Below are 19,381 nucleotides of genomic sequence, written 5' to 3' on the forward strand. Positions count from 1 at the left end.
GATATGAATTATTCGAAAAAAGATCGATTTCTGCTCATGATAAATAAGTATTTCCTCATTATTGCGACGTTGATTATTCTGTTGCCTTTGCTCTATGTGCTGTTAGCCTCATTTTTAGAACCTAACGTTTTGCTAAGTAAAGGCATATCGTTCAATCCGGACGATTGGAGTGTGCAAGGCTATGTGAAAATTTTGCAAAACGAAGCGATTATTAGAGGGTTCTTTTACTCGATTCTGTACTCCGTTGGATTTGCTTTGGTGACAGTTATTGTTTCCATACTAGCTGCTTATCCATTATCGGTTGAGGGCTTTAGGGGTACGAAAGTCATTATGATTTTCTTCCTTATCACAATGTTTTTCAGTGGTGGTTTAATCCCGACGTATTTAGTGATCAAGGATCTAGGGATGTTAAATAGCATATGGGCTATTATTTTGCCAGGTGCGATTAGTGTCTGGAATATTATTTTAGCTAGAACATATTTCAAAGCCATTCCTAAGGAACTACAGGAAGCGGCAAAAATCGACGGGGCATCTGATTTACTTATATTCTTCAAGATTATTTTACCGCTATCTAAACCGATTATTTTTGTTCTTGCCTTATATGCCTTTGTAGGACAATGGAATTCTTATTTTGACGCCATGATTTACTTAGAGGATGCTAAATTGCATCCATTGCAATTGGTGTTACGTTCGATTCTTATCCAAAATGAAGTACAGCCTGGTATGATTGGCGATCAGCTTGCCATGGCAGAGTTGAAAAAGATGTCGGAAATGATTAAATACTCATCTATTATTCTTTCTAGTTTACCTCTAATCATTATGTATCCTTTCTTCCAGAAGTATTTTGAAAAAGGCGTAATGGTTGGTTCAATAAAATAAAAAAATGGGGGTTTTAGTATGAAAAAGAGCAACAAGGCACTAACAGCTTTACTCGTGACGGGATTATTATTTGCGGGATGTAGCAAAGATAGTGGCACGTCATCTGAAGCTTATGAGCTAAAAGATATCACATTTCCATTGGAAGAAGCAGTGAGCTTAAAATTCATGACACAAAGCTCACCTTTAGCACCGACAGATCCGAATGAAAAGCTAATTTACAAACGATTAGCAGAAAAGTCGGGTGTCGATATTGAATGGAAAAACTATACGACTGATTCATTTATTGAAAAGAGAAACTTGACGGTTGCGAGTGGTGATTTGCCAGATGCTATTCTAGACGCCGCTTACAGTGACTATGATCTTCAGAAATTAGGGAAGGATGGCACGATTATTCCCGTGGAAGATCTCATTGACCAGTATATGCCGAATTTGCAAAAGGTATTAGAAGCAAAACCGGAATACAGGTCTATGATTACGGCAACAGATGGCCATATCTACGCATTCCCTTGGATTGAGGAATTAGGAGCAGGTAAAGAAAACATTCACTCCATTGACACGTTTCCATGGATTAACGTGGATTGGCTAAACAACTTAGGATTGGACATGCCAACCAATGTAGAAGAGTTAAAAGAAGTGTTGCTAGCCTTCAAAAATGACGATCCAAACGGCAATGGACAAGCCGATGAAATCCCGCTTTCTTTCATCATTAACAAAGGTGGGGAGGATCTTGCATTTTTGTTCAATCCATTTGGCTTGGGGGATAATTGGGATCACACGGTCGTTTCCGACGACGGTGAAGTAATCTTTACAGCAGCAGACGAAGGTTACCGTGATGCCATGATGTACTTTGCGGACCTGTATAAAAATAACCTCATTGATGAAGAAGCTTTTGAACAAGACTTCAATACGTATGTGGCAAAAGGAAAAGACGAGAAATATGGTTTATATTTCACGTGGGATAAAGCGAACATTAGTGGCGACAACGATCACTATGAACTGATGCCTCCGCTTGCTGATGCTGAAGGCAATATCCATGTTGCGCGCACAAATGGCATGGGCTTTGACAGAGGGAAAATGGTTATCACAAGTGCCAATGAAAACTTAGAGTTAACAGCTAAATGGATTGACCAACTTTATGATCCTGTGCAATCTGTGCAAAATAACTGGGGAACTTATGGAGATACAGAGCAACAAAATATCTTTGAGTTTGACGAGAATACCAATAAGCTAAAACATCTTGCACTGGAAGGAACTGCCCCCGTTGAGCTAAGACAAAAAACAAATATTGGCGGACCATTGGCTATTCTTGATGAATACTATGGCACTGTTACGACAAAGCCAGATGACGCAATAGAAAGATTGGATTTAATGAAGGAAGTCATGTCACCGCATATGAATGCAGACAATATTTATCCGAAAGTATTTTTCTCTCTTGATGAGTTAAAAGAGCTATCGACAATCGAAGCAGATTTATTCGCTTATGTCCACAGAAAACGAGCGGAGTGGATTAAAAATGGAAAGGCAGAAGAAGAGTGGGGCGAGTATTTGGCGGAGCTAGATCGATTGAATTTCCCTACTTGGCTACAAATTAAACAAGATGGCTATGACCGAAATTCAAACTAACAGAGGAGGAAATAGTAATTGCGGACTTATAATCTTGAGAAGTATAGACCAACCTTGCACTTTGCACCACAGAAAAATTGGATGAATGATCCGAACGGAATGGTTTATTTTAAAGGTGAATATCATTTATTCTTTCAGCATAATCCAAATGATAGCATATGGGGTCCCATGCATTGGGGCCATGCTGTCAGTCGGGATATGATTGAATGGCAGGAATTGCCGATCGCCCTCTATCCAGATGAACTAGGGACCATTTTTTCAGGAAGTGCTGTAGTAGACTGGCATAATACAACGGGTCTTTTCCCGGATGAGCCAGGAATTGTAGCGATTTTTACGCATCATTTGGATAAGGCTGATGGAACGACGGCTATTCAAACGCAAAGTCTTGCCTATAGTCATGACCAAGGCCGAACATGGACGAAGTACGAAGGGAATCCTGTACTCGGGCACCCGACAAAAGTAGATTTTAGGGACCCGAAAGTGTTTTGGCATACTAAAACGGCAAAGTGGCTGATGACGTTAGCAACAGGACAAACGGTGACTTTTTACTCGTCACCGAATTTAATAGACTGGCAATTTGAAAGTGAGTTTGGGGATAATATTGGCTCCCATGATGGTGTTTGGGAATGTCCTGATCTATTTGAATTAGTCGTGGATAATAGTGAAGAGAAGAAGTGGGTGTTATTGGTCAGTATTGGGGACAACCCTCAATTTGATAGTGGCTCAAGAACGCAATACTTTGTAGGTTCTTTTGATGGCTCTACTTTTACAGCTGACCATCAAGAGATTCAATGGCTAGATTTTGGAAAAGACAATTATGCTGGTGTTAGTTTTTCAGATATTCCTACTGAGGATGGTCGAAGAATATATCTGGGCTGGATGAGTAATTGGCGCTATGCCAACGAAGTACCGACTGAGGGTTGGAGAAGCCAGATGACGTTGCCGAGAACGTTAGCGTTACAACATGTTGGAGATCAGCTACTGGTCGTTCAAAATCCCGTCAAGGAACTAGATTCATACTTTACGAAAGTTGTTGAAATTGACGATGTGCTAATCAACGGCGAAGAGACAAAAACGTTTGCGGTGGATAAGTCGAGTGTGGAGATTGTTTTAACGATTGATAATCATGATGCGAAGCAATTCGGTGTCGAGTTGTCCCATACGGAAAGCCAAAAAACGTTGCTAACGATAGATGCAGAGACGAATTATGTCACGTTGGATAGAAAGAATTCGGGAGAGATTACATTCTCGGAAAACTTTTCGAATCGCCAAGAGTTGAACCTGCAAGTTACAAATCAGATGAAATTGCGTATTATTGTAGATTCTTCTTCTATTGAAATATTCTTGAATGAGGGTGCTTATGCTGTAACGAGCCTGATTTATCCAGATAAGGTCTGTGAAGAGATTGCCCTATTCGCATCAGGTGGAGCTATCCAATTAACAAATAGCTATATTTCAGTATCTCACTCATTATAAGTATGGAGAGGAGAATGTATCTTGCTAGGTGCAATTGAAGCGGGTGGAACAAAGTTTGTCTGTGCTGTGGGGGATATGGATTTTAATGTAATTGAGCTGATTGAAATTCCAACAACAACCCCTACTATGACTATGGAGAAAGTTCAGGAATTCTTTCAACAATTTGAGATTCAAGCATTAGGAGTGGGCTTATTCGGTCCGGCTGATATTAACCCGAACTCTGCAAGTTATGGTTGTATTACAACGACGCCTAAAGTACAATGGCAGCATTTTAATATCCTGTCTTCGTTAAAAGAGTACTTGGATGTCCCGATAGTGTTCGATACGGATGTCAATATTGCAGCATTGGGAGAGGCGGAGTTTGGAGCTGCTCAGGATGTTGATAGCTGTATCTATATCACGATTGGGACTGGAATCGGCGTGGGCGCGGTGAATAATGGCAAAATGCTGCATGGAATTAGTCATCCTGAGATGGGGCATGTCACGGTCAGAAGACATCCAGATGATCATTTCGAGGGCGGTTGTCTATTCCACCTAGATTGTTTGGAGGGACTAGCTTCTGGACCAGCGATTGAAAAAAGATGGAACCAGAAAGCTATGTTGCTTGAAGGTCGACCGGAAGTGTGGGAAATCGAAGGCTATTATATCGCTCAAGCGTTAATGACGTATATTCTAACGCTATCACCCGAAAGAATTATTCTAGGTGGTGGGGTCATGAGGCAAAGACAATTGTTGCCCGTTATTTACAAACATTTGCAGGCGATGAATAATCATTATTTGGTTTTCCCGCAGCTGGAGGACCAGATGGCTAATTATATTGTAACACCTGGCATTGAAGGGTTTTCGGCGATTAAAGGTGCATTTTATTTGGCGAAGGTTGAGTTGGAATAGGGAATCCTTTCGCTCAAATTTTATAGTAATAGGGGAGACCTACAATGAAAACAGAGAAAGAAAAAATGCTAGCTGGCGAATTGTATTGTCCCTCGGATCTTGAATTAACAAAAGAACGGGAAAACGCTCGTCGTTTAACGAGGTTATTTAATGGGACGATGGAAAATGAACATAGGGAACGGACTAAATTATTAAAAGAGCTATTTGGTTCAACTGGTAAGGAACTTAATATTGAGCCTAGCTTGCGTTGTGATTATGGATCTAATATTCATGTCGGTGATAACTTCTACGCTAATTTTGATAGCGTGTTTTTGGATGTATGTGAAATTAGGATTGGTGATAATTGTATGATTGCTCCCGGTGTACATATTTACACAGCTACACATCCAGTAAATCCATTGGAACGAATTTCGGGTGTAGAGTATGGCAAGCCAGTCACAATTGGTGATAATGTGTGGATTGGCGGGAGAGCTGTTATTAACCCTGGAATAACCATCGGAAATAATGTAGTGATCGCATCAGGAGCGATTGTGACAAAAGATGTACCGGATAATGTGATTGTAGGTGGGAACCCGGCGAAAATTATTAAAGAGATTGATGTAGAGGGACGCCTACTTAATTCAGCGGATTTTGAGAAACGCGGGTAGATTCATAATACGAAGAAAAAATCGGTTAGAGAAATAATCATTTCTCTAACCGATTTTAATTTGCACAATATATTCAGCTTGGCAGACAACGATGGGCGAACACAAGAATCCCGTAACTGTTTGTCCAAGATTTAAAAGAGGTTTGAGTGCTGAACGTTGACCTTTAAACAGTAAAGAACTTTAATGCGTAAGTTTTACAGCTTTGAGATTTAAGCCTTGAGCTTTTATCATCATTACTTGTAGATTAAGTTGTAAGTTGGGTGTTGGTTTTACTTGTTCCCCAAAGAAATACCAACAAAAGAAGGGTCTTGTGGATATCGTTTTCGAATACTCATGCAAGGCTAGTTATACGTTAACTGTTGTAAGTGCATTCGATTCAGAAAGCACTGCGTCTACTTCTGCTTTGAAGTTTGTAATTTTTTCATCTAATGCTTCGATTCGTGTACTGATTTTGAGTGGATCGATTAAAATATATTCATTTCGTTCCATGAATGCCTTTGTATGTAGCTCAACTTCTTCTTTTTTTGCGTTTTCTTTGCTACCTAAAATAGCCGTTAAGTACTCTTCTAAGCGTTTTGGAAGGGACTCATTTTCTTTTGTGAGCTTGTTGATGGCTATTCTCCGGGCTTCAATCATGGAGGTCAGTAACTTTTCTTCATTTTCAATAGAGGTTTTACGCTCGATTGCTTTGGCAACAGTCATAGTTTCACCAGCGACGATTACTTCTGTCATTGCGTTCGATTGTACAATTGCATCTTTAATGTGGATGCGTCGTTCGATTAATGAAACGACTTTATCAAAACCTGATTGGATTGTTTTTTCGTAGTCTTCGATGGAAAGGCCTTTAATTTTTTGAGCAGATTTGCGGTCTGTTGCCACATGATCTGCTTCATTAATAGCTTTCGCAATGCGCTCGTTTAAGGTTTTTAATTCTGATAAAGCGCGATGGATCGACATTGTTTGCATAGTCGTCATTTAATCATCCTCCATAATGGCTTTGTTTATGAAAGTATACCATAAATAACCAGTATTGACAGTGAGGAAGTGGATAGATGACATTGGTAGTTGTGGACAAGGTTTGTGAAATTATCCTCGGTTATTTACAGGGAACGGTGTTGCTTTTGCTAATCATAAACTCACTCCCTGCTTTACTAAAAACTGAAAATAAAGATATGTATACAAGTGAGTTTAAAGTATAATTTAGGGAATGTTCTTTTTAAATTGGGGGGATTTCGCTGTTAGACTTGCTTGTCATAATGTTGGAAAGAGTGGGTATGATTGTAGCAGTTGCCTTCATTTTAACTCGTTTTCAGTTTTTTAAAGATTTGGTTCATCATGACAAATTGAATCGCAAGCAGGAGCTTACGGCGATTTTGTTTTTTGGTTTTTTCGGTATTGTGGGTACGTATTTTGGGGTTGCGCTTAATATGAATACACTGCATTTTAATAGTGTTGCAACGGTATTGACTTCGGATGAGGCAATTGCGAACTCGCGTGTTATTGGCGTTGTTGTTGCGGGTTTGTTAGGTGGCTATCGTGTGGGGATTGGGGCTGGACTGATTGCCGGTATTCATCGCATGACCTTGGGTGGGTTTACTGCAATCTCTTGCGGTCTGTCAACAATCGTTGCAGGCGTGGTGGCTGGTGCTTTTTATCGGAAGGGGAAAGCACTTAAACCGCTTACTGTTTTTGGCATTGGTGCACTTGCGGAAGCCATGCAGATGAGCATGATTCTGTTGATTTCCAAACCGTTTGAGAAAGCATTCACTTTGGTTGAGGTAATCGGCGTGCCGATGATTCTGGCCAATGGTGTCGGTACGGCCCTTTTTCTGTTGATCGTCCATAATGTCATCAGTGAACAGGAGAAAGTGACGGCAATGCAGGCGCAGAAAACGCTGCGCATTGCGAACCAGACACTCGGCTACTTGAGAACTGGCATGAACACTGACACGGCGCAAGCTGTCTGCACGATTTTATTCCGCGAATTACAACCCAGTGCGGTCGCCATGACTAATAAAACGGATATCCTTGCCCATGTTGGAATAGCGAGTGATCATCACAAGATAGGCAGCCCGATTCGTACGGATGAAACAAGAGATGTCATTCATCATGGCGAGTTGGTTGTTGTCAATGATGGTACCATCCACTGTGATTATCCGGGCTGTCGATTAGGAGCAGCAGTAATTGCGCCCCTCATAAGGCGTGGAGAAACGATTGGGACACTAAAACTGTATTATCCAACTGAAAAAGTGATTACGGATGTCAGCATCGAACTGATTGCTGGACTGAGTTCACTATTAAGTAACCAATTAGAAATCGCGGAAACAGATCGTGCGTATCAGTTGGCAAAAGAAGCGGAAATCAAGGCATTGCAGGCTCAGATTAGTCCTCACTTTTTATTTAATTCTCTAAATATGATTATGTCCTTGATTCGCACGGATCCCGATCAGGCGCGAAAGTTACTGACGTCTTTGTCTTACTTTTTACGGCAAAACGTGACAGGTACAACGGCAACTCAAATATCCCTAGAACAAGAACTATCGCATGTAAAATCATATTTGGAAGTTATAGAAGCAAGATTTGTAGATAGACTGACGATTTTGTATGATGTCGATGACAATCTATTGGATGAAAAGATTCCCCCTTTCACATTGCAGCCAATTGTTGAGAATGCGATTCACCATGGCATTAATGATATGGAGAAAAACAGTATCATCAAAATGACCGTGCATAATGTAGGTACAGAAATCGAAATCAGAGTGGAAGACAATGGGAAAGGAATCACTCCTGAACGGATTGCGATTTTGGGCTCGGCCCAGATTGAGTCTGAAACTGGAACTGGAGTGGGGCTATTCAATGTCAATCGCCGCTTAATGATGACGTTTGGTGACCAAGCCGCATTATCAATCAAGAGTGAACGAAATGAGGGGACAACAATTTCGTTTCGTATTCCCAAATTGGAGGTAGGCGTGTGATACGAACAATCCGTACCTTAGTCGTAGATGATGAACGATATGCCCGTGAAGAATTAACATATTTACTCAGCAAATTTCCCGATGTGCAAGTGGTGGGGGAGGCAGAAAGTGGAGAGGCTGCCATATTAAAAACAGTGCAGTTAATGCCAGACGTCGTTTTTTTGGATGTGGAGATGCCCAAAATGAATGGGGTTGAGGTAGCTAAAGTACTGGTAGAATTAAAAAAAGTCCCGCTTATCATTTTTGCAACCGCTTATCCCCAATTTGCAGCGGAAGCGTTTCGAATTAATGCCATTGATTATTTATTAAAACCGTATGATGAAGAGCAGTTGAAGCAAACGATTCATCGGATTGAAAAAATAGTGTATCCATCTCTACCACCTGATACCGCAGAAAAACTTGGAAAATTGGCAGTAGAAGCAGGTGGCGAGATTGATTATATTCTTCCACAAGATATTTTGTATATGTATCGGGATGAAAAAGTGACCAAAATCATTACTCGAACGGATAACTATGAAATACGGACAACATTAAAAGAACTTGAAAGTCGATTGGTACCGTTTTCATTTTTTAGGATTCATAAAGGCTACCTCGTTAATTTGATATATGTCAGCCGATTGACGCCCTGGTTTAACGGTGCTTATCGGCTTGAACTGGAAGGTCTGGATGAGAAACTTTCCGTCAGTAGAAATTATGTGAAGAATTTGCGGGAAAGGTTGGAATTATGATTTTCAACTGATTCTAATTCTTGTTAGCTATAATCACCGCGTGAAAGTCTGAAGTGGTTTAACTTGTTAATTCATTATATACCTGTTGAGCCTCCTTGTTTGCCTGTTATTCTGCCAAACTAGCATGTTACGCCGAAAAGCTTCTATTTCAGAAAAATTGCCATAGACTGAATATATGGGATTACATTCTGAAAAGGGGAATGAAGAGTAGGCAGTGTGGCACGGTAGATTTAACAAAAGTGAATAGGGGTGTATAAATGATTACATTTTTTAGCGCAATTGTACTGTTAGTTGTCGGATATTTTACGTACGGAAAATTCATTGAAAAGATTTTTGATCCTGCTGATGCTCGAAAGACACCTGCTTATGCAAATGCAGATGGCATTGACTATGTGCCGATGAATAAACATAAAAATGCGTTAATCCAACTCCTGAATATAGCAGGAACAGGCCCGATTTTTGGACCTATTATGGGTGCTTTATTTGGACCAGTTGCGTTCTTGTGGATTGTTTTTGGAGCGATTTTTGCTGGGGCAGTGCATGACTATTTAACGGGCATGATTTCAATTCGGAATAAAGGGGCACATATTCCGGAATTGGCAGGGAAATTCTTGGGTAACGTTTCTAAACATATTGTAAACGTTTTCGCTTTGTTACTCCTTCTATTAGTTGGGACTGTATTTGTCACGACTCCAGCATCGTTATTAAGTTTATTATTAAATGGCAAAGTAGCTATATGGATTTTGATAACTGTCATTTTTATTTATTATTTCCTATCTACAATTCTTCCGATTGATAAAATAATTGGTAGACTATACCCGTATTTTGGTGCTGTTCTGTTGATCGGAACAGTTGGGGTCGGAGGCGCTTTGCTATTCTCGGATTATACGATTCCGGAATTGACATTAGCCAATTTGCATCCAGATAATGTACCGATTTTCCCAATTCTTTTCTTCACTATTACTTGTGGTGCTTTATCTGGATTTCATGCGACACAATCACCAATTATTTCTCGAACAGTGCAAAAAGAATCACAGGGACGTTATGTATTTTATGGCATGATGATTACTGAAGCTGTTATTGCGATGATCTGGGCAGCTGCAGCGATGAGTATGTTGGATGGGCAAACATTAAGCGAATTCATCAAAACAGGTACGCCTTCCTCTGTTGTCAATGAAGTATCCATGACATTATTAGGAGCTGTTGGTGGAACGATTGCTGTATTAGGTGCTGTTGTACTACCCATTACGTCAGGGGATACAGCGTTCCGTGCCGCACGATCTATTATTGCTGATTACTTGAAGATTGATCAGAAAAAATTAGTGAAACGTTTAATGATTGCTGTTCCTTTGTTTGTTGTATCTGCTTTATTAACACAAATTGACTTCAACCTGTTATGGAGATACTTCTCTTGGGCAAACCAAGCGACTGCCGCTATCGCATTATGGATAGCGACCATGTATCTATTTATTAAAGGGAAGAACTACTTTGTGTCGTTAGTACCCGCGTTGTTTATCACCTATATGGTATTCGTTTATATCTTAAATCAAAAGATCGGATTTAATTTAGATTTAAAATTATCGTTTATAGTTGGGATTGTGTTAACTGCTATTTTGGCGGTGATGTTCTTTGTGAAAGCTAAGAAAAATAAAGCAAATAAGATAGAGACAGATGTAATTATTGAATAAGGATAAAAAGATGGACTCAATTGAGTTCATCTTTTTTATGGACAGCAAAAATTCCTCTGATTGAATTATCATTGTATAGTTGAATAAAGGAGGAGATTCACATGGAAACACGCGTCATTGAAGTTGAGGAGTTCAATGTTAAAGGGTATGGATTGAAAGGACCGCTGTCAGAAATTCCGGGTAAATGGGATGTGCTGAATATGGAACTTGCCGAGAACGGAATCGTTGCAGAAGAATCATTTGGACTTTGCTTAGCGATGAAAGATGGGGAAATTCACTACATCGCCGGCGTCAAATCGAATCTTGCCAAAGGATTGCAGAATACAGAAGAAGCTGTGGTCCCAGCTGGCAAGTTCGTCGTTGCAAAGGTAGAAGGTGGAGTCCACGCGATACCAACCGCGTTTAATGCACTTATGAAAACGGATGGTATTCAACTGCGAAATTGTTTTAGTTTTGAACGATATGTTCATCCTGAAGGTTCGAACGGGTATGACATTGAGGTTTGGCTACCGATTGAGTGATAGAAAAAAAGGTAACGAATTGTGTGCAATGAAGAGATTACGGTTCAGTCCGTGGATCTCTTTTTTATTGTTAGAACATTTGGATAGTAGTTGACAATTGGTAGTCTAATCCATCAACATAAATGTAAGGGATGGTGAGGAAGAAGATTGATAGAAATCTATAGAAAGACATGGATTTCCGGTTTTGTTATCGGGATAGGGTTGGCGATTTTTTGCATTTTATATTATTTCATTGGTTATACAAGTTTCATGGAAAATGGAGATGTGCTAGTTATAAACGGCATATTTGCGTTATGTTCGATCGGGACGGGATTTCGATTCAAAAGCGTACATGAGAAATTAGTCAATGAAACAATCGACATATCAGTGAGCACATTGAACTTGGAGAATTTAGATGAATTGATTCTCAAACGAATTCCTTCTTTTTTGTTCAAAATGTATAACGTCGATTCAGAGGGCAATCCACTGTTTGTCATTGAACCATCCAAAGGGCGGTTATCGAGATGGCTAACATTTTTCGAGCTATTTGAGAAGGGGGTTATCATTCCGGTGCACTACGACATCTTAGATACAAACGGACAACTGCTAGCGACAATCACAATCCGAAGTAATATAAAGCGTGACGAACTTACATTAAAGGAACCGGATGGTACAGTCATGGCCGCTTACGTGCAGCAACATTGGAAAGCAAAACTCAAAAATCAAGGCGTTTTGTATCATGCAGATGGTTCGGTCTGGCGAGAACTTGAAGCGAAGTCAATAGCGGGCGATCTCGACGTGAAAGATGATGAGGGGCGTATGACGGCCAGATACCGTTTTGGTATTTTTCCGTATGCAATGAGACCGATCTTTCAAAGTACTGCCCATCATGAGCATATCCAGTTCGGGGCACATATTTCATCCGATGAAAAGCTGGCGTATACAATGGTGTTTTTCCTATGGCTCAAAGGATGAATTAAATCTCTTTTAGGTGTTGACTCTCACGTTACGTCATACTTTATAGTTAGTTTTGAAGGGAGGCGGGTAGCGATGAAAGTGAAAGAAGTATCGCAGTTGACCGGTGTTAGTGTGCGCACACTCCATCATTATGATGACATCGGTTTGTTAACGCCGGATTGTACGACAGAAGCAGGGTACCGGCTTTATTCGGACGATAATTTGGCGACGTTGCAGCAAATTCTGTTCTTTCGTGAACTTGGCTTCTCTTTGAAAAAAATCAAAGAACTGCTTACGAGTCCTGCATTTAGTCGGCAGGAAGCTTTTGAAATGCAGCGTAAAATGCTCCATGAAAAGCGCAAGCAGCTTGATAGTATGATCAAAACGATTGAGAAGACAATTCAACATGGAAAAGGGGAATTAGTAATGACAAACGAAGAGAAATTTAAAGGGTTCGATTTCAGCAAGGACCCATATGAACAAGAGGCGAAAGCGCGTTGGGGCGATAAAGCGGTAGATGCATCTAAAAAGAAGGTTGCACAGTTCGGACCGGAAATTCAAGAGGAAATGAATCGCATATACTTTAATCTTGCGGAGCTCCGCAATACTTCACCGTCTTCGGACGAAGCGCAAGAAGCAATCGGCGATTGGTTCAATATGCTGAATACTAATTTTGGAACGTACTCGCTTGAGGCCTTTAAAGGACTTGGTGAAATGTATGTTGCGGATGAAAGATTTACGAAGAATATCGACCAGTTTGGAGATGGCCTTGCACTGTTTATGAGGGATGCGATGGCGGTTTATGTCGAAAAGGGAAAATAAGACAGAGAGTCTAGGATATAACTTTGCATCTCTGTAGGTCTGTGTTAAAGTCATGTATAATGGCTCACGAGAGACGTATAGTAGAACAAGGACTTTAAAATGGGGGCACCCGAACAAATGGGTGTCTATTATGGCTGTACTAATTCGCAGAGCGAACAAATTCGTTCGCTCTGTTTTTTTTGATTCGGTATCCGAACCTTCTCGGGAAAATGAAACCCCAGCCCCTTATGAAACGTATAGTAAGTATAAAGAAATTTAGTTTATCCCGCATTAACGGGCAGTAAGATCCCCACTTCAAGTCATCAAGGACACGAGAAGAATAAGTGGGGGATCAACTGCCCGTAAAAGCCCGAATGGTTAAACTAACAATCAGAGGGGGATGATAACCCCCCTCTGATTGAAGATTAACTTTATCAACTGTCTTAAATACCCGTTACTATCTAGGTCCCGGGTCTTAGACAGTTTCCATCCACAGCCGGTTTAGTTAACCTATCGGAACGTACATAATGGATGTAACAGTAAGAGATCGCAAGGGGTTGATAGTCATGAAAAAAACAATATATATCGTGCTTACGGATACGGGGACGTTGCTGTCAAAAGCGATTGGGATGTATACGCGGAAGGATTTAAATCATACGTCAATCGCGTTTGATGAACAGCTGAACGAGATGTACAGTTTCGGTCGAAAGCAGCGGCATAATCCTTTCGTAGGTGGGTTTGTGAAAGAAAGTGCTACAGAGGGCATATTCCGGCAAGCAACATGTGAGGTTTATAGTTGTGAAGTGACAATTGAAGAATACACACGCATGCTTGATAAAATCCGCTTAATTGAACAGAATAAAGAACTTTATAAATATAATTTCATTGGTTTATTTGGCGTGGCTCTGAATAAGGGAATTCAACGCAAGCATGCATTTTTCTGTTCACAATTTGTGGCGATGGTCGTAAATGAAGGCGGCTTACAAATGTTTAATATTTCACCAAGTTTAGTGCAGCCACATCATTTTTCACAATTGCCCTGTTTGGAGCCTGTTTTTGAAGGTGATTTACAGACGTATTTGGATCAGACGAGGGGCCAACAAGAACGACAGCCTATCCGTATGAGTGTGTGGAAGAGTTTAGCATTTCGATTACTGGCCTAAATAAGTAACCTATTTATCGTGAGAGTACTTCGGTTTATCGAGGGGACTCTCTTTTTTATACCCGGTTTAAGTTCTTTGAAACTAGTAAGTAGGAAATGAGGGATGAAGTTGGATGAAGAACTGAAGGTTATTTTGCAACGGGTGTCTGATCTAGAAGGGGAAGTAAGCACGTTGAAGCGGCAATTGGCTGAAATGAAAACCCCTCCAAGCCCTGTTCCGGAGAAAGTGGAAAAAGTTCATTTAGCCTCGATAATGGCACGTTTGCCTGAGCAACCAGTTCGAGAAGAAGTTCCGATTCAGCAGAAAATAAGGAAAGAATTCGATCTTGAGAAAGCGTTAAGCAACTGGCTTCCGCGAATATTTATGTTTATTCTACTACTTGGAGTTTTATGGGGATTGAAAGTTGGAATGGATAATGGATTTATCACCAATCCAGTACGAGTTGGAATGGGCTACACAGGAACAATTTTGCTCTATTTTCTTGGGATGCATTACTACAATGGTGGAAAAAAAGGGTTTGGTCTAACATTACTTGGCGGTTTTATCGGACTCGGAATTTTGACGACATTCGCGGCACATCTTTTATATGGCTATCTGAATTTCACGATTGCATTTGTGATAGGCGTGGCTTATATTATCGCAGGGTTGTTGTTATCGAGAAAAACAAAATCGGAAACGTTGACGATATTTTCTGGGATTGCAGGATTTTTACTTCCTTTTTTATTAGAAGGAGAAGGAGCAACTTCCATTCAATTCTGTGCGTACATCCTGTTGTTATTTTTATCACTGTTTTATGTGTCACTCAGTCAAAAGTATAAGTATACGTTCTACGTCATGTTCTCACTATTCCATTTAACGTTGTTCGTTTATGCACTTCTCGAGAGTGCGTTTGCGGAAGAATCGATACTTGTTGCGACGGTGTTAATTCAGCATGGTGTGATTTTATTGTTTTACTTAAAAGGTCGAATTTCAAGGGATGTATTTTCAGAAGCACTTCTCTACTCGAATTTTGTCTTAACAATCGGCTGGATAAAACTACTTGACCATATGCAGGAAGTGACTGTTTACGGCTTGTTGGCGCTGTTGTATAGTCTGCTTGCGGTATATTCTTTTTGGAAGAAAGAAAGCGCGCTACGAGGTATTTTGTCTGCTGTAGCCGTATTTGCAGTCACTGTATTCATCCTATCCTTCGACATGGATGATACTCGGGTTGTTCTAATATTGCTTCTAGTGAATGGGGCAATTGGAATTTGGGTAGGTTTGCGTTTCAACACACTTAGGACAATTGTGACCGGTTCAGTAATTTACTTATTTACGGTTCCAGCAGTCCTGACTACAATGCAAATAAATGTATTTTGGTCCATGGAGAATGCGGTGTGGCTTGTCTTTATTGGTTCATTCAGTTGGATATTTTACACGCTTTACCGATTTACGCCTTCTCGTTTATTGGGGAAAACGAAGTCAATTGACAAAAGTTTGATTGTTGGTCAACTACTTGTTCTTGTCTATATTTTTAAATTAACAAAGCTAGGGCTTGCGAATACTTATGTATCGTTTGACACAGCTAATCATGTTCATGCGTTTGTATTATTGGTGGTACTTAGTGCTATGTATTTCTTCCACAAGTGGAGTAAAGGACTGTACTTGACGCATGGGGCAGTTATTCTGTTTCTGATAGCAGGTATGATAGTGCTGCTGACGGGCTTGGGTTCATATTATAAACACGGCGAGTTTTTATTTAATTTCTTTGTGCAATTAGCTTTTGTGGCCGCTTTTACGGCTGTAGTGTGGGCGATTGTAAAAGACCGTTTCTATCTTTCGAGCAAAGAGCTGAAGTGGGAGACGCCGCAACTGGCGATTGTACTGCAAATTATCTATTTCATCGTCCTAAATAAATGGTACTTTGCCTTCACGACAGCTTATGAATGGGATTTGGAATATGTGTTGTTTGCGCATACGTTCTTACTGTTTGCTTTTGCGTTTGTGTCCATCAGTATCGGTGGGAAAATGAATTGGAAGTATGTCAAAATAATCGGAGCTGTGCTCATTATCATTTGTGTGCTGAAGCTCTTCATCGTCGACTTATCAAGCATATCCATTCTTGTTCGGGCAATATTGTTCACCATCGTTGGTGTTGTCGGACTGGTATATTCACGGACGTTATTGAAGGCAGACTAAAAAAAGAAGCAATATGAAAAAGCAGCGGAATGATTAGTTCCGCTGCTTTTTCATATAAGTAGAGGAAGATATAAGTTACCTTATGTCGGGTATTTTTGACTTCATGATTCGATTTTCAGTATAATTCTGTTAACGGGAGGTTTACCATGACAAAGAATTTACGAGTTAAGGCTGCGCGGGCGGCTAAGGATATGTCACAAAAGGATGTTGCAGAGGCAATCGGAATTACGAGGCAGACGATGAATGCCATTGAAAATGGTGAATACAATCCTTCCCTGAAATTATGCATTGCCGTATGTAAAGTGTTGGATAAAACATTAGATGAATTATTTTGGGAGGGATGAAAGATGCAAAATGATCGCTTTGATGAATTTCAAATTGCGAAGAGACATCGTATTGGTTATCAAGCATTCATTTTGACAATAGCGCTCATTGTTGTGAATGGCATTATAAAAATGAATTATAGTTGGGCGGATCCTCTGATGGAAGTATTGGTACTCATTTATATTCCGATGATGTACTTGACGGTGATGGCAATTTGGAAAGGTGCGTATACGAGTAAAAAGGAGAAAAATCCAAATGTCTATATTCCGATGTTTGGGCTTGTTGTATTATTTGGTTGGTTTGTCATTGGACAATCGATTTGGAGTGATGTGTTTATCTTTACAGAAAACGGCAAACTGTCTAATAGCTCGGGCATATTATTTTCAACGACTTTCTTTACAGTGACCACAATTACGATGATTATTCGAAGAGCTATAGATTTTCGGATGATGCGGACGGAATCTTGAATAAAACTTGCCGGTTTCGCAATTAATGATAAAACGTGCGATAATAAAGAAAACGATCAAGTAAGGATGACGAAATGACAAAAACAATCGATTTACAAGTAAATGCAAGAAATATTAAAGATTTCAAAAAAGGCTATCCGTTAATTTTAAAAGATGCGATTATTAATTCTAGCGTGCTTGCAACGGAAGCGGAAGGAACGATTGTACGATTAGTGGATAAAGATCGTCGCTTCGTTGCGAAAGGCTATTACGGCTTGCAAAATAAAGGTCTCGGCTGGGTACTGTCGAGAAAAGAGGAAGAAGTAATCGATTTTGACTTCTTCGAATCAAGAATCGCCGCAGCATTTGCGAGACGTGAAGCTTTATTTGCGGATGCCTACACGACAGCGTTCCGCGTGTTCAATGGTGAAGGCGATGGCATCGGCGGACTGACAATTGATTATTTCGACGGCTATTTTATGGTGAGTTGGTATAGCGAAGGAATTTATTCGCTGAAGCATCATGTCTACAGCGTCTTTGATAAAATCATTGATTACAAAGGTATTTATGAGAAGAAACGCTTTGACACAAAAGGCGGATACATCGAACAGGATGATTTCGTTAAAGGGGAGCAAGGTGATTTCCCAATTATCGTCAAAGAGAATGGCATGAATTTCGCAGTCAATTTAAATGACGGCGCAATGACTGGGATTTTCCTTGATCAGCGTGATATGCGTAAAGCGGTTCGCGATAAGTATTCCGAGGGAAGAAATGTGTTGAACACATTCTCGTATACGGGCGCATTTTCCGTTGCAGCACTACTCGGCGGCGCAGTTAAGACGACAAACGTTGACTTGGCGAAGCGTAGCAATGCGAAAACAATCGAGCAGTTCAGTGTGAATGCCATAGATTACGAACAGCAGGATATCAAAGTGATGGATGTCTTCGACTACTTCCGCTATGCAAAACGGAATGATTTGAAATTCGATCTAATCATTCTTGACCCGCCTAGTTTCGCTCGTACTAAAAAGTATACGTTCAGTACAGCGCAGGATTATCCGGCACTTCTTATGGATGCGATTGCGATTACTGAGAAAAACGGCATCATTGTTGCATCGACAAATAATGCGAGTTTCGGAATGAAGAAATTCAAAACGTTCATCGAGCAGGCCTTCGAAGAAGCAGGATCTAGGTATAAAATTCTTGAGGAATCAACATTGCCGAAAGACTTCCGGACAAACCGTGATTACCCTGAATTCAACTATTTAAAAGTTGTTATTGTGCAGAAGACGAAATAAATGTGGAATACAAAAGCCGTGCTAGGATTCTTCTGGTGCGGCTTTTTTTTATTCATAAAAGAGGACTAAGCCTTTCAATCGAGAATTGATTAGGATTGAGATTGAATAGGGGTGGGCATGTGACTGAGGCAATTTTACATGGAATTATCCTTGCATTTGGACTTATTGTGCCATTAGGTGTCCAAAATGTGTTTGTTTTTAATCAGGGGGCATTGCAACCGACATTCATGAGAGCCCTACCTGTAGTCGTGACCGCGGGTATTTGTGACACAATCTTGATTGTTGCGGCGGTGTCGGGCGTATCACTTCTTGTCCTAACGTTTGCCTGGTTGGAAAACATTATCTTCAGTATCGGTATTCTCTTTTTACTCTATATCGGTTTTGTCTTATGGAAAAGTGATGCGATGTCGACGAAGGTGGATGGAGAGAGATTTTCTACAAAAAAGCAAATCATCTTTGCAGCATCGGTTTCTTTATTGAACCCTCATGCAATCCTCGATACGATTGGAGTTATCGGGTCAAGCTCACTCAATTACGAGGGGGACGTAAGAATTGCATTTACGCTGACGACAATCATCGTTTCATGGCTTTGGTTTATCGGGCTTGCAACGGGCGGACGCTATTTCGGAAAGTTGGATTCGAGTGGGAAACTAATGGCGCTGCTGAATAAAGTATCCGCTTTAGTCGTTTGGGGAGTTGCTGTGTATATGGCAATCAGACTTATCAAGAATATGATGTAAGAGCCGTGCCGAGTAACAAACTGGCACGGTTTTTCTGTAATTTAACCTATGCCGGTCATAACGTGCA

The 19,381-nt window shown here is 40.4% G+C and carries 19 protein-coding genes; 18 read left to right on the forward strand and 1 reads right to left on the reverse strand.

The features are described from left to right. The first annotated feature begins 3 nt into the window (after positions 1–3). Genes MKY15_RS09265 through MKY15_RS09285 form a run of 5 tightly spaced genes read left to right on the forward strand, consistent with a single transcriptional unit; the run spans position 4 to position 5,516 of the window. Positions 4–879 (forward strand): carbohydrate ABC transporter permease, encoded by an 876-nt coding sequence (locus tag MKY15_RS09265; RefSeq protein WP_187046479.1) that lies wholly within the window; start codon positions 4–6, stop codon positions 877–879. Positions 880–897: 18 nt separating this feature from the next. Further along, the gene (locus MKY15_RS09270) at positions 898–2,502 is read left to right on the forward strand and encodes an ABC transporter substrate-binding protein (RefSeq protein ID WP_342539514.1); all 1,605 of its coding nucleotides are present in this window, start codon (positions 898–900) and stop codon (positions 2,500–2,502) included. An 18-nt stretch (positions 2,503–2,520) separates the two neighbouring features. After that, a complete protein-coding gene (locus MKY15_RS09275; protein WP_342539515.1) occupies positions 2,521–3,978 on the forward strand; it encodes a glycoside hydrolase family 32 protein in 1,458 nt (485 codons plus the stop codon). Between the two features lie 21 nt (positions 3,979–3,999). Continuing rightward, positions 4,000–4,869 carry an ROK family protein gene (locus tag MKY15_RS09280; protein WP_342539516.1) on the forward strand — a complete coding sequence of 290 codons (870 nt, stop codon included), beginning with the start codon at positions 4,000–4,002 and terminating at the stop codon, positions 4,867–4,869. Positions 4,870–4,913: 44 nt separating this feature from the next. Next, a complete protein-coding gene (locus tag MKY15_RS09285) occupies positions 4,914–5,516 on the forward strand; it encodes a maltose acetyltransferase domain-containing protein (protein WP_187046482.1) in 603 nt (200 codons plus the stop codon). Positions 5,517–5,861: 345 nt separating this feature from the next. On the opposite strand, the gene MKY15_RS09290 is transcribed toward MKY15_RS09285, so the two are convergent. Next, a complete protein-coding gene (locus MKY15_RS09290; protein ID WP_338653888.1) occupies positions 5,862–6,491 on the reverse strand; it encodes a hypothetical protein in 630 nt (209 codons plus the stop codon). 77 nt (positions 6,492–6,568) lie between these two features. Here MKY15_RS09290 and MKY15_RS09295 point away from each other — a divergent pair, with 77 nt between their 5' ends. The 13 genes from MKY15_RS09295 (at position 6,569) to MKY15_RS09355 (ending at position 19,314) form a co-directional block, all read left to right on the forward strand. Beyond that, entirely contained in the window at positions 6,569–6,715 is a 147-nt protein-coding gene (locus MKY15_RS09295; RefSeq protein WP_187046484.1) for a hypothetical protein, read from the forward strand. A gap of 36 nt (positions 6,716–6,751) precedes the next feature. After that, positions 6,752–8,491 carry a sensor histidine kinase gene (locus MKY15_RS09300; protein WP_342539731.1) on the forward strand — a complete coding sequence of 580 codons (1,740 nt, stop codon included), beginning with the start codon at positions 6,752–6,754 and terminating at the stop codon, positions 8,489–8,491. Continuing rightward, positions 8,488–9,219, forward strand: coding sequence for a LytTR family DNA-binding domain-containing protein (locus tag MKY15_RS09305; RefSeq protein ID WP_342539517.1), 732 nt, complete (start codon positions 8,488–8,490; stop codon positions 9,217–9,219). The genes MKY15_RS09300 and MKY15_RS09305 overlap by 4 nt, the downstream gene beginning before the upstream one ends. A gap of 257 nt (positions 9,220–9,476) precedes the next feature. Beyond that, positions 9,477–10,907: a carbon starvation protein A gene (locus MKY15_RS09310; RefSeq protein ID WP_187046485.1), complete on the forward strand. Its 1,431-nt coding sequence runs from the start codon at positions 9,477–9,479 to the stop codon at positions 10,905–10,907. 101 nt (positions 10,908–11,008) lie between these two features. Next, the gene (locus MKY15_RS09315) at positions 11,009–11,428 is read left to right on the forward strand and encodes a GyrI-like domain-containing protein (protein WP_338653882.1); all 420 of its coding nucleotides are present in this window, start codon (positions 11,009–11,011) and stop codon (positions 11,426–11,428) included. 147 nt (positions 11,429–11,575) lie between these two features. Next, on the forward strand, positions 11,576–12,382 hold the full coding sequence (locus MKY15_RS09320) for a hypothetical protein (protein ID WP_342539519.1): 807 nt from the start codon (positions 11,576–11,578) through the stop codon (positions 12,380–12,382). Positions 12,383–12,457: 75 nt separating this feature from the next. Then, the gene (locus MKY15_RS09325; protein ID WP_342539521.1) at positions 12,458–13,186 is read left to right on the forward strand and encodes a MerR family transcriptional regulator; all 729 of its coding nucleotides are present in this window, start codon (positions 12,458–12,460) and stop codon (positions 13,184–13,186) included. Between the two features lie 545 nt (positions 13,187–13,731). Beyond that, complete coding sequence (locus tag MKY15_RS09330) at positions 13,732–14,328, forward strand: hypothetical protein (RefSeq protein ID WP_255428558.1); 597 nt, start codon at positions 13,732–13,734, stop codon at positions 14,326–14,328. 108 nt (positions 14,329–14,436) lie between these two features. Beyond that, positions 14,437–16,506, forward strand: coding sequence for a DUF2339 domain-containing protein (locus MKY15_RS09335; RefSeq protein WP_342539523.1), 2,070 nt, complete (start codon positions 14,437–14,439; stop codon positions 16,504–16,506). Between the two features lie 146 nt (positions 16,507–16,652). Then, positions 16,653–16,850, forward strand: a complete 198-nt coding sequence (locus MKY15_RS09340) for a helix-turn-helix transcriptional regulator (RefSeq protein ID WP_340741298.1) — start codon at positions 16,653–16,655, stop codon at positions 16,848–16,850. A gap of 3 nt (positions 16,851–16,853) precedes the next feature. Next, the gene (locus MKY15_RS09345) at positions 16,854–17,297 is read left to right on the forward strand and encodes a hypothetical protein (RefSeq protein ID WP_340766448.1); all 444 of its coding nucleotides are present in this window, start codon (positions 16,854–16,856) and stop codon (positions 17,295–17,297) included. 74 nt (positions 17,298–17,371) lie between these two features. Beyond that, entirely contained in the window at positions 17,372–18,574 is a 1,203-nt protein-coding gene (locus MKY15_RS09350; protein ID WP_338653877.1) for a class I SAM-dependent rRNA methyltransferase, read from the forward strand. Between the two features lie 119 nt (positions 18,575–18,693). Beyond that, positions 18,694–19,314, forward strand: a complete 621-nt coding sequence (locus MKY15_RS09355) for a LysE/ArgO family amino acid transporter (protein ID WP_067204954.1) — start codon at positions 18,694–18,696, stop codon at positions 19,312–19,314. The last annotated feature ends 67 nt before the right edge of the window (positions 19,315–19,381 follow it).

It is taken from the genome of Sporosarcina sp. FSL K6-1540, from assembly GCF_038620285.1.
Classification (GTDB): Bacteria; Bacillota; Bacilli; order Bacillales_A; family Planococcaceae; genus Sporosarcina; species Sporosarcina psychrophila.

Bases quoted from the DNA above. Each gene is read 5' to 3' on its own strand.
- MKY15_RS09265 (WP_187046479.1), top strand. From the start codon at position 4: ATGAATTATTCGAAAAAAGATCGATTTCTGCTCATGATAAATAAGTAT.
- MKY15_RS09270 (WP_342539514.1), top strand. From the start codon at position 898: ATGAAAAAGAGCAACAAGGCACTAACAGCTTTACTCGTGACGGGATTA.
- MKY15_RS09285 (WP_187046482.1), top strand. From the start codon at position 4,914: ATGAAAACAGAGAAAGAAAAAATGCTAGCTGGCGAATTGTATTGTCCC.
- MKY15_RS09290 (WP_338653888.1), bottom strand. From the start codon at position 6,491: ATGACGACTATGCAAACAATGTCGATCCATCGCGCTTTATCAGAATTA.
- MKY15_RS09295 (WP_187046484.1), top strand. From the start codon at position 6,569: ATGACATTGGTAGTTGTGGACAAGGTTTGTGAAATTATCCTCGGTTAT.
- MKY15_RS09310 (WP_187046485.1), top strand. From the start codon at position 9,477: ATGATTACATTTTTTAGCGCAATTGTACTGTTAGTTGTCGGATATTTT.
- MKY15_RS09315 (WP_338653882.1), top strand. From the start codon at position 11,009: ATGGAAACACGCGTCATTGAAGTTGAGGAGTTCAATGTTAAAGGGTAT.
- MKY15_RS09325 (WP_342539521.1), top strand. From the start codon at position 12,458: ATGAAAGTGAAAGAAGTATCGCAGTTGACCGGTGTTAGTGTGCGCACA.
- MKY15_RS09330 (WP_255428558.1), top strand. From the start codon at position 13,732: ATGAAAAAAACAATATATATCGTGCTTACGGATACGGGGACGTTGCTG.
- MKY15_RS09340 (WP_340741298.1), top strand. From the start codon at position 16,653: ATGACAAAGAATTTACGAGTTAAGGCTGCGCGGGCGGCTAAGGATATG.
- MKY15_RS09345 (WP_340766448.1), top strand. From the start codon at position 16,854: ATGCAAAATGATCGCTTTGATGAATTTCAAATTGCGAAGAGACATCGT.
- MKY15_RS09350 (WP_338653877.1), top strand. From the start codon at position 17,372: ATGACAAAAACAATCGATTTACAAGTAAATGCAAGAAATATTAAAGAT.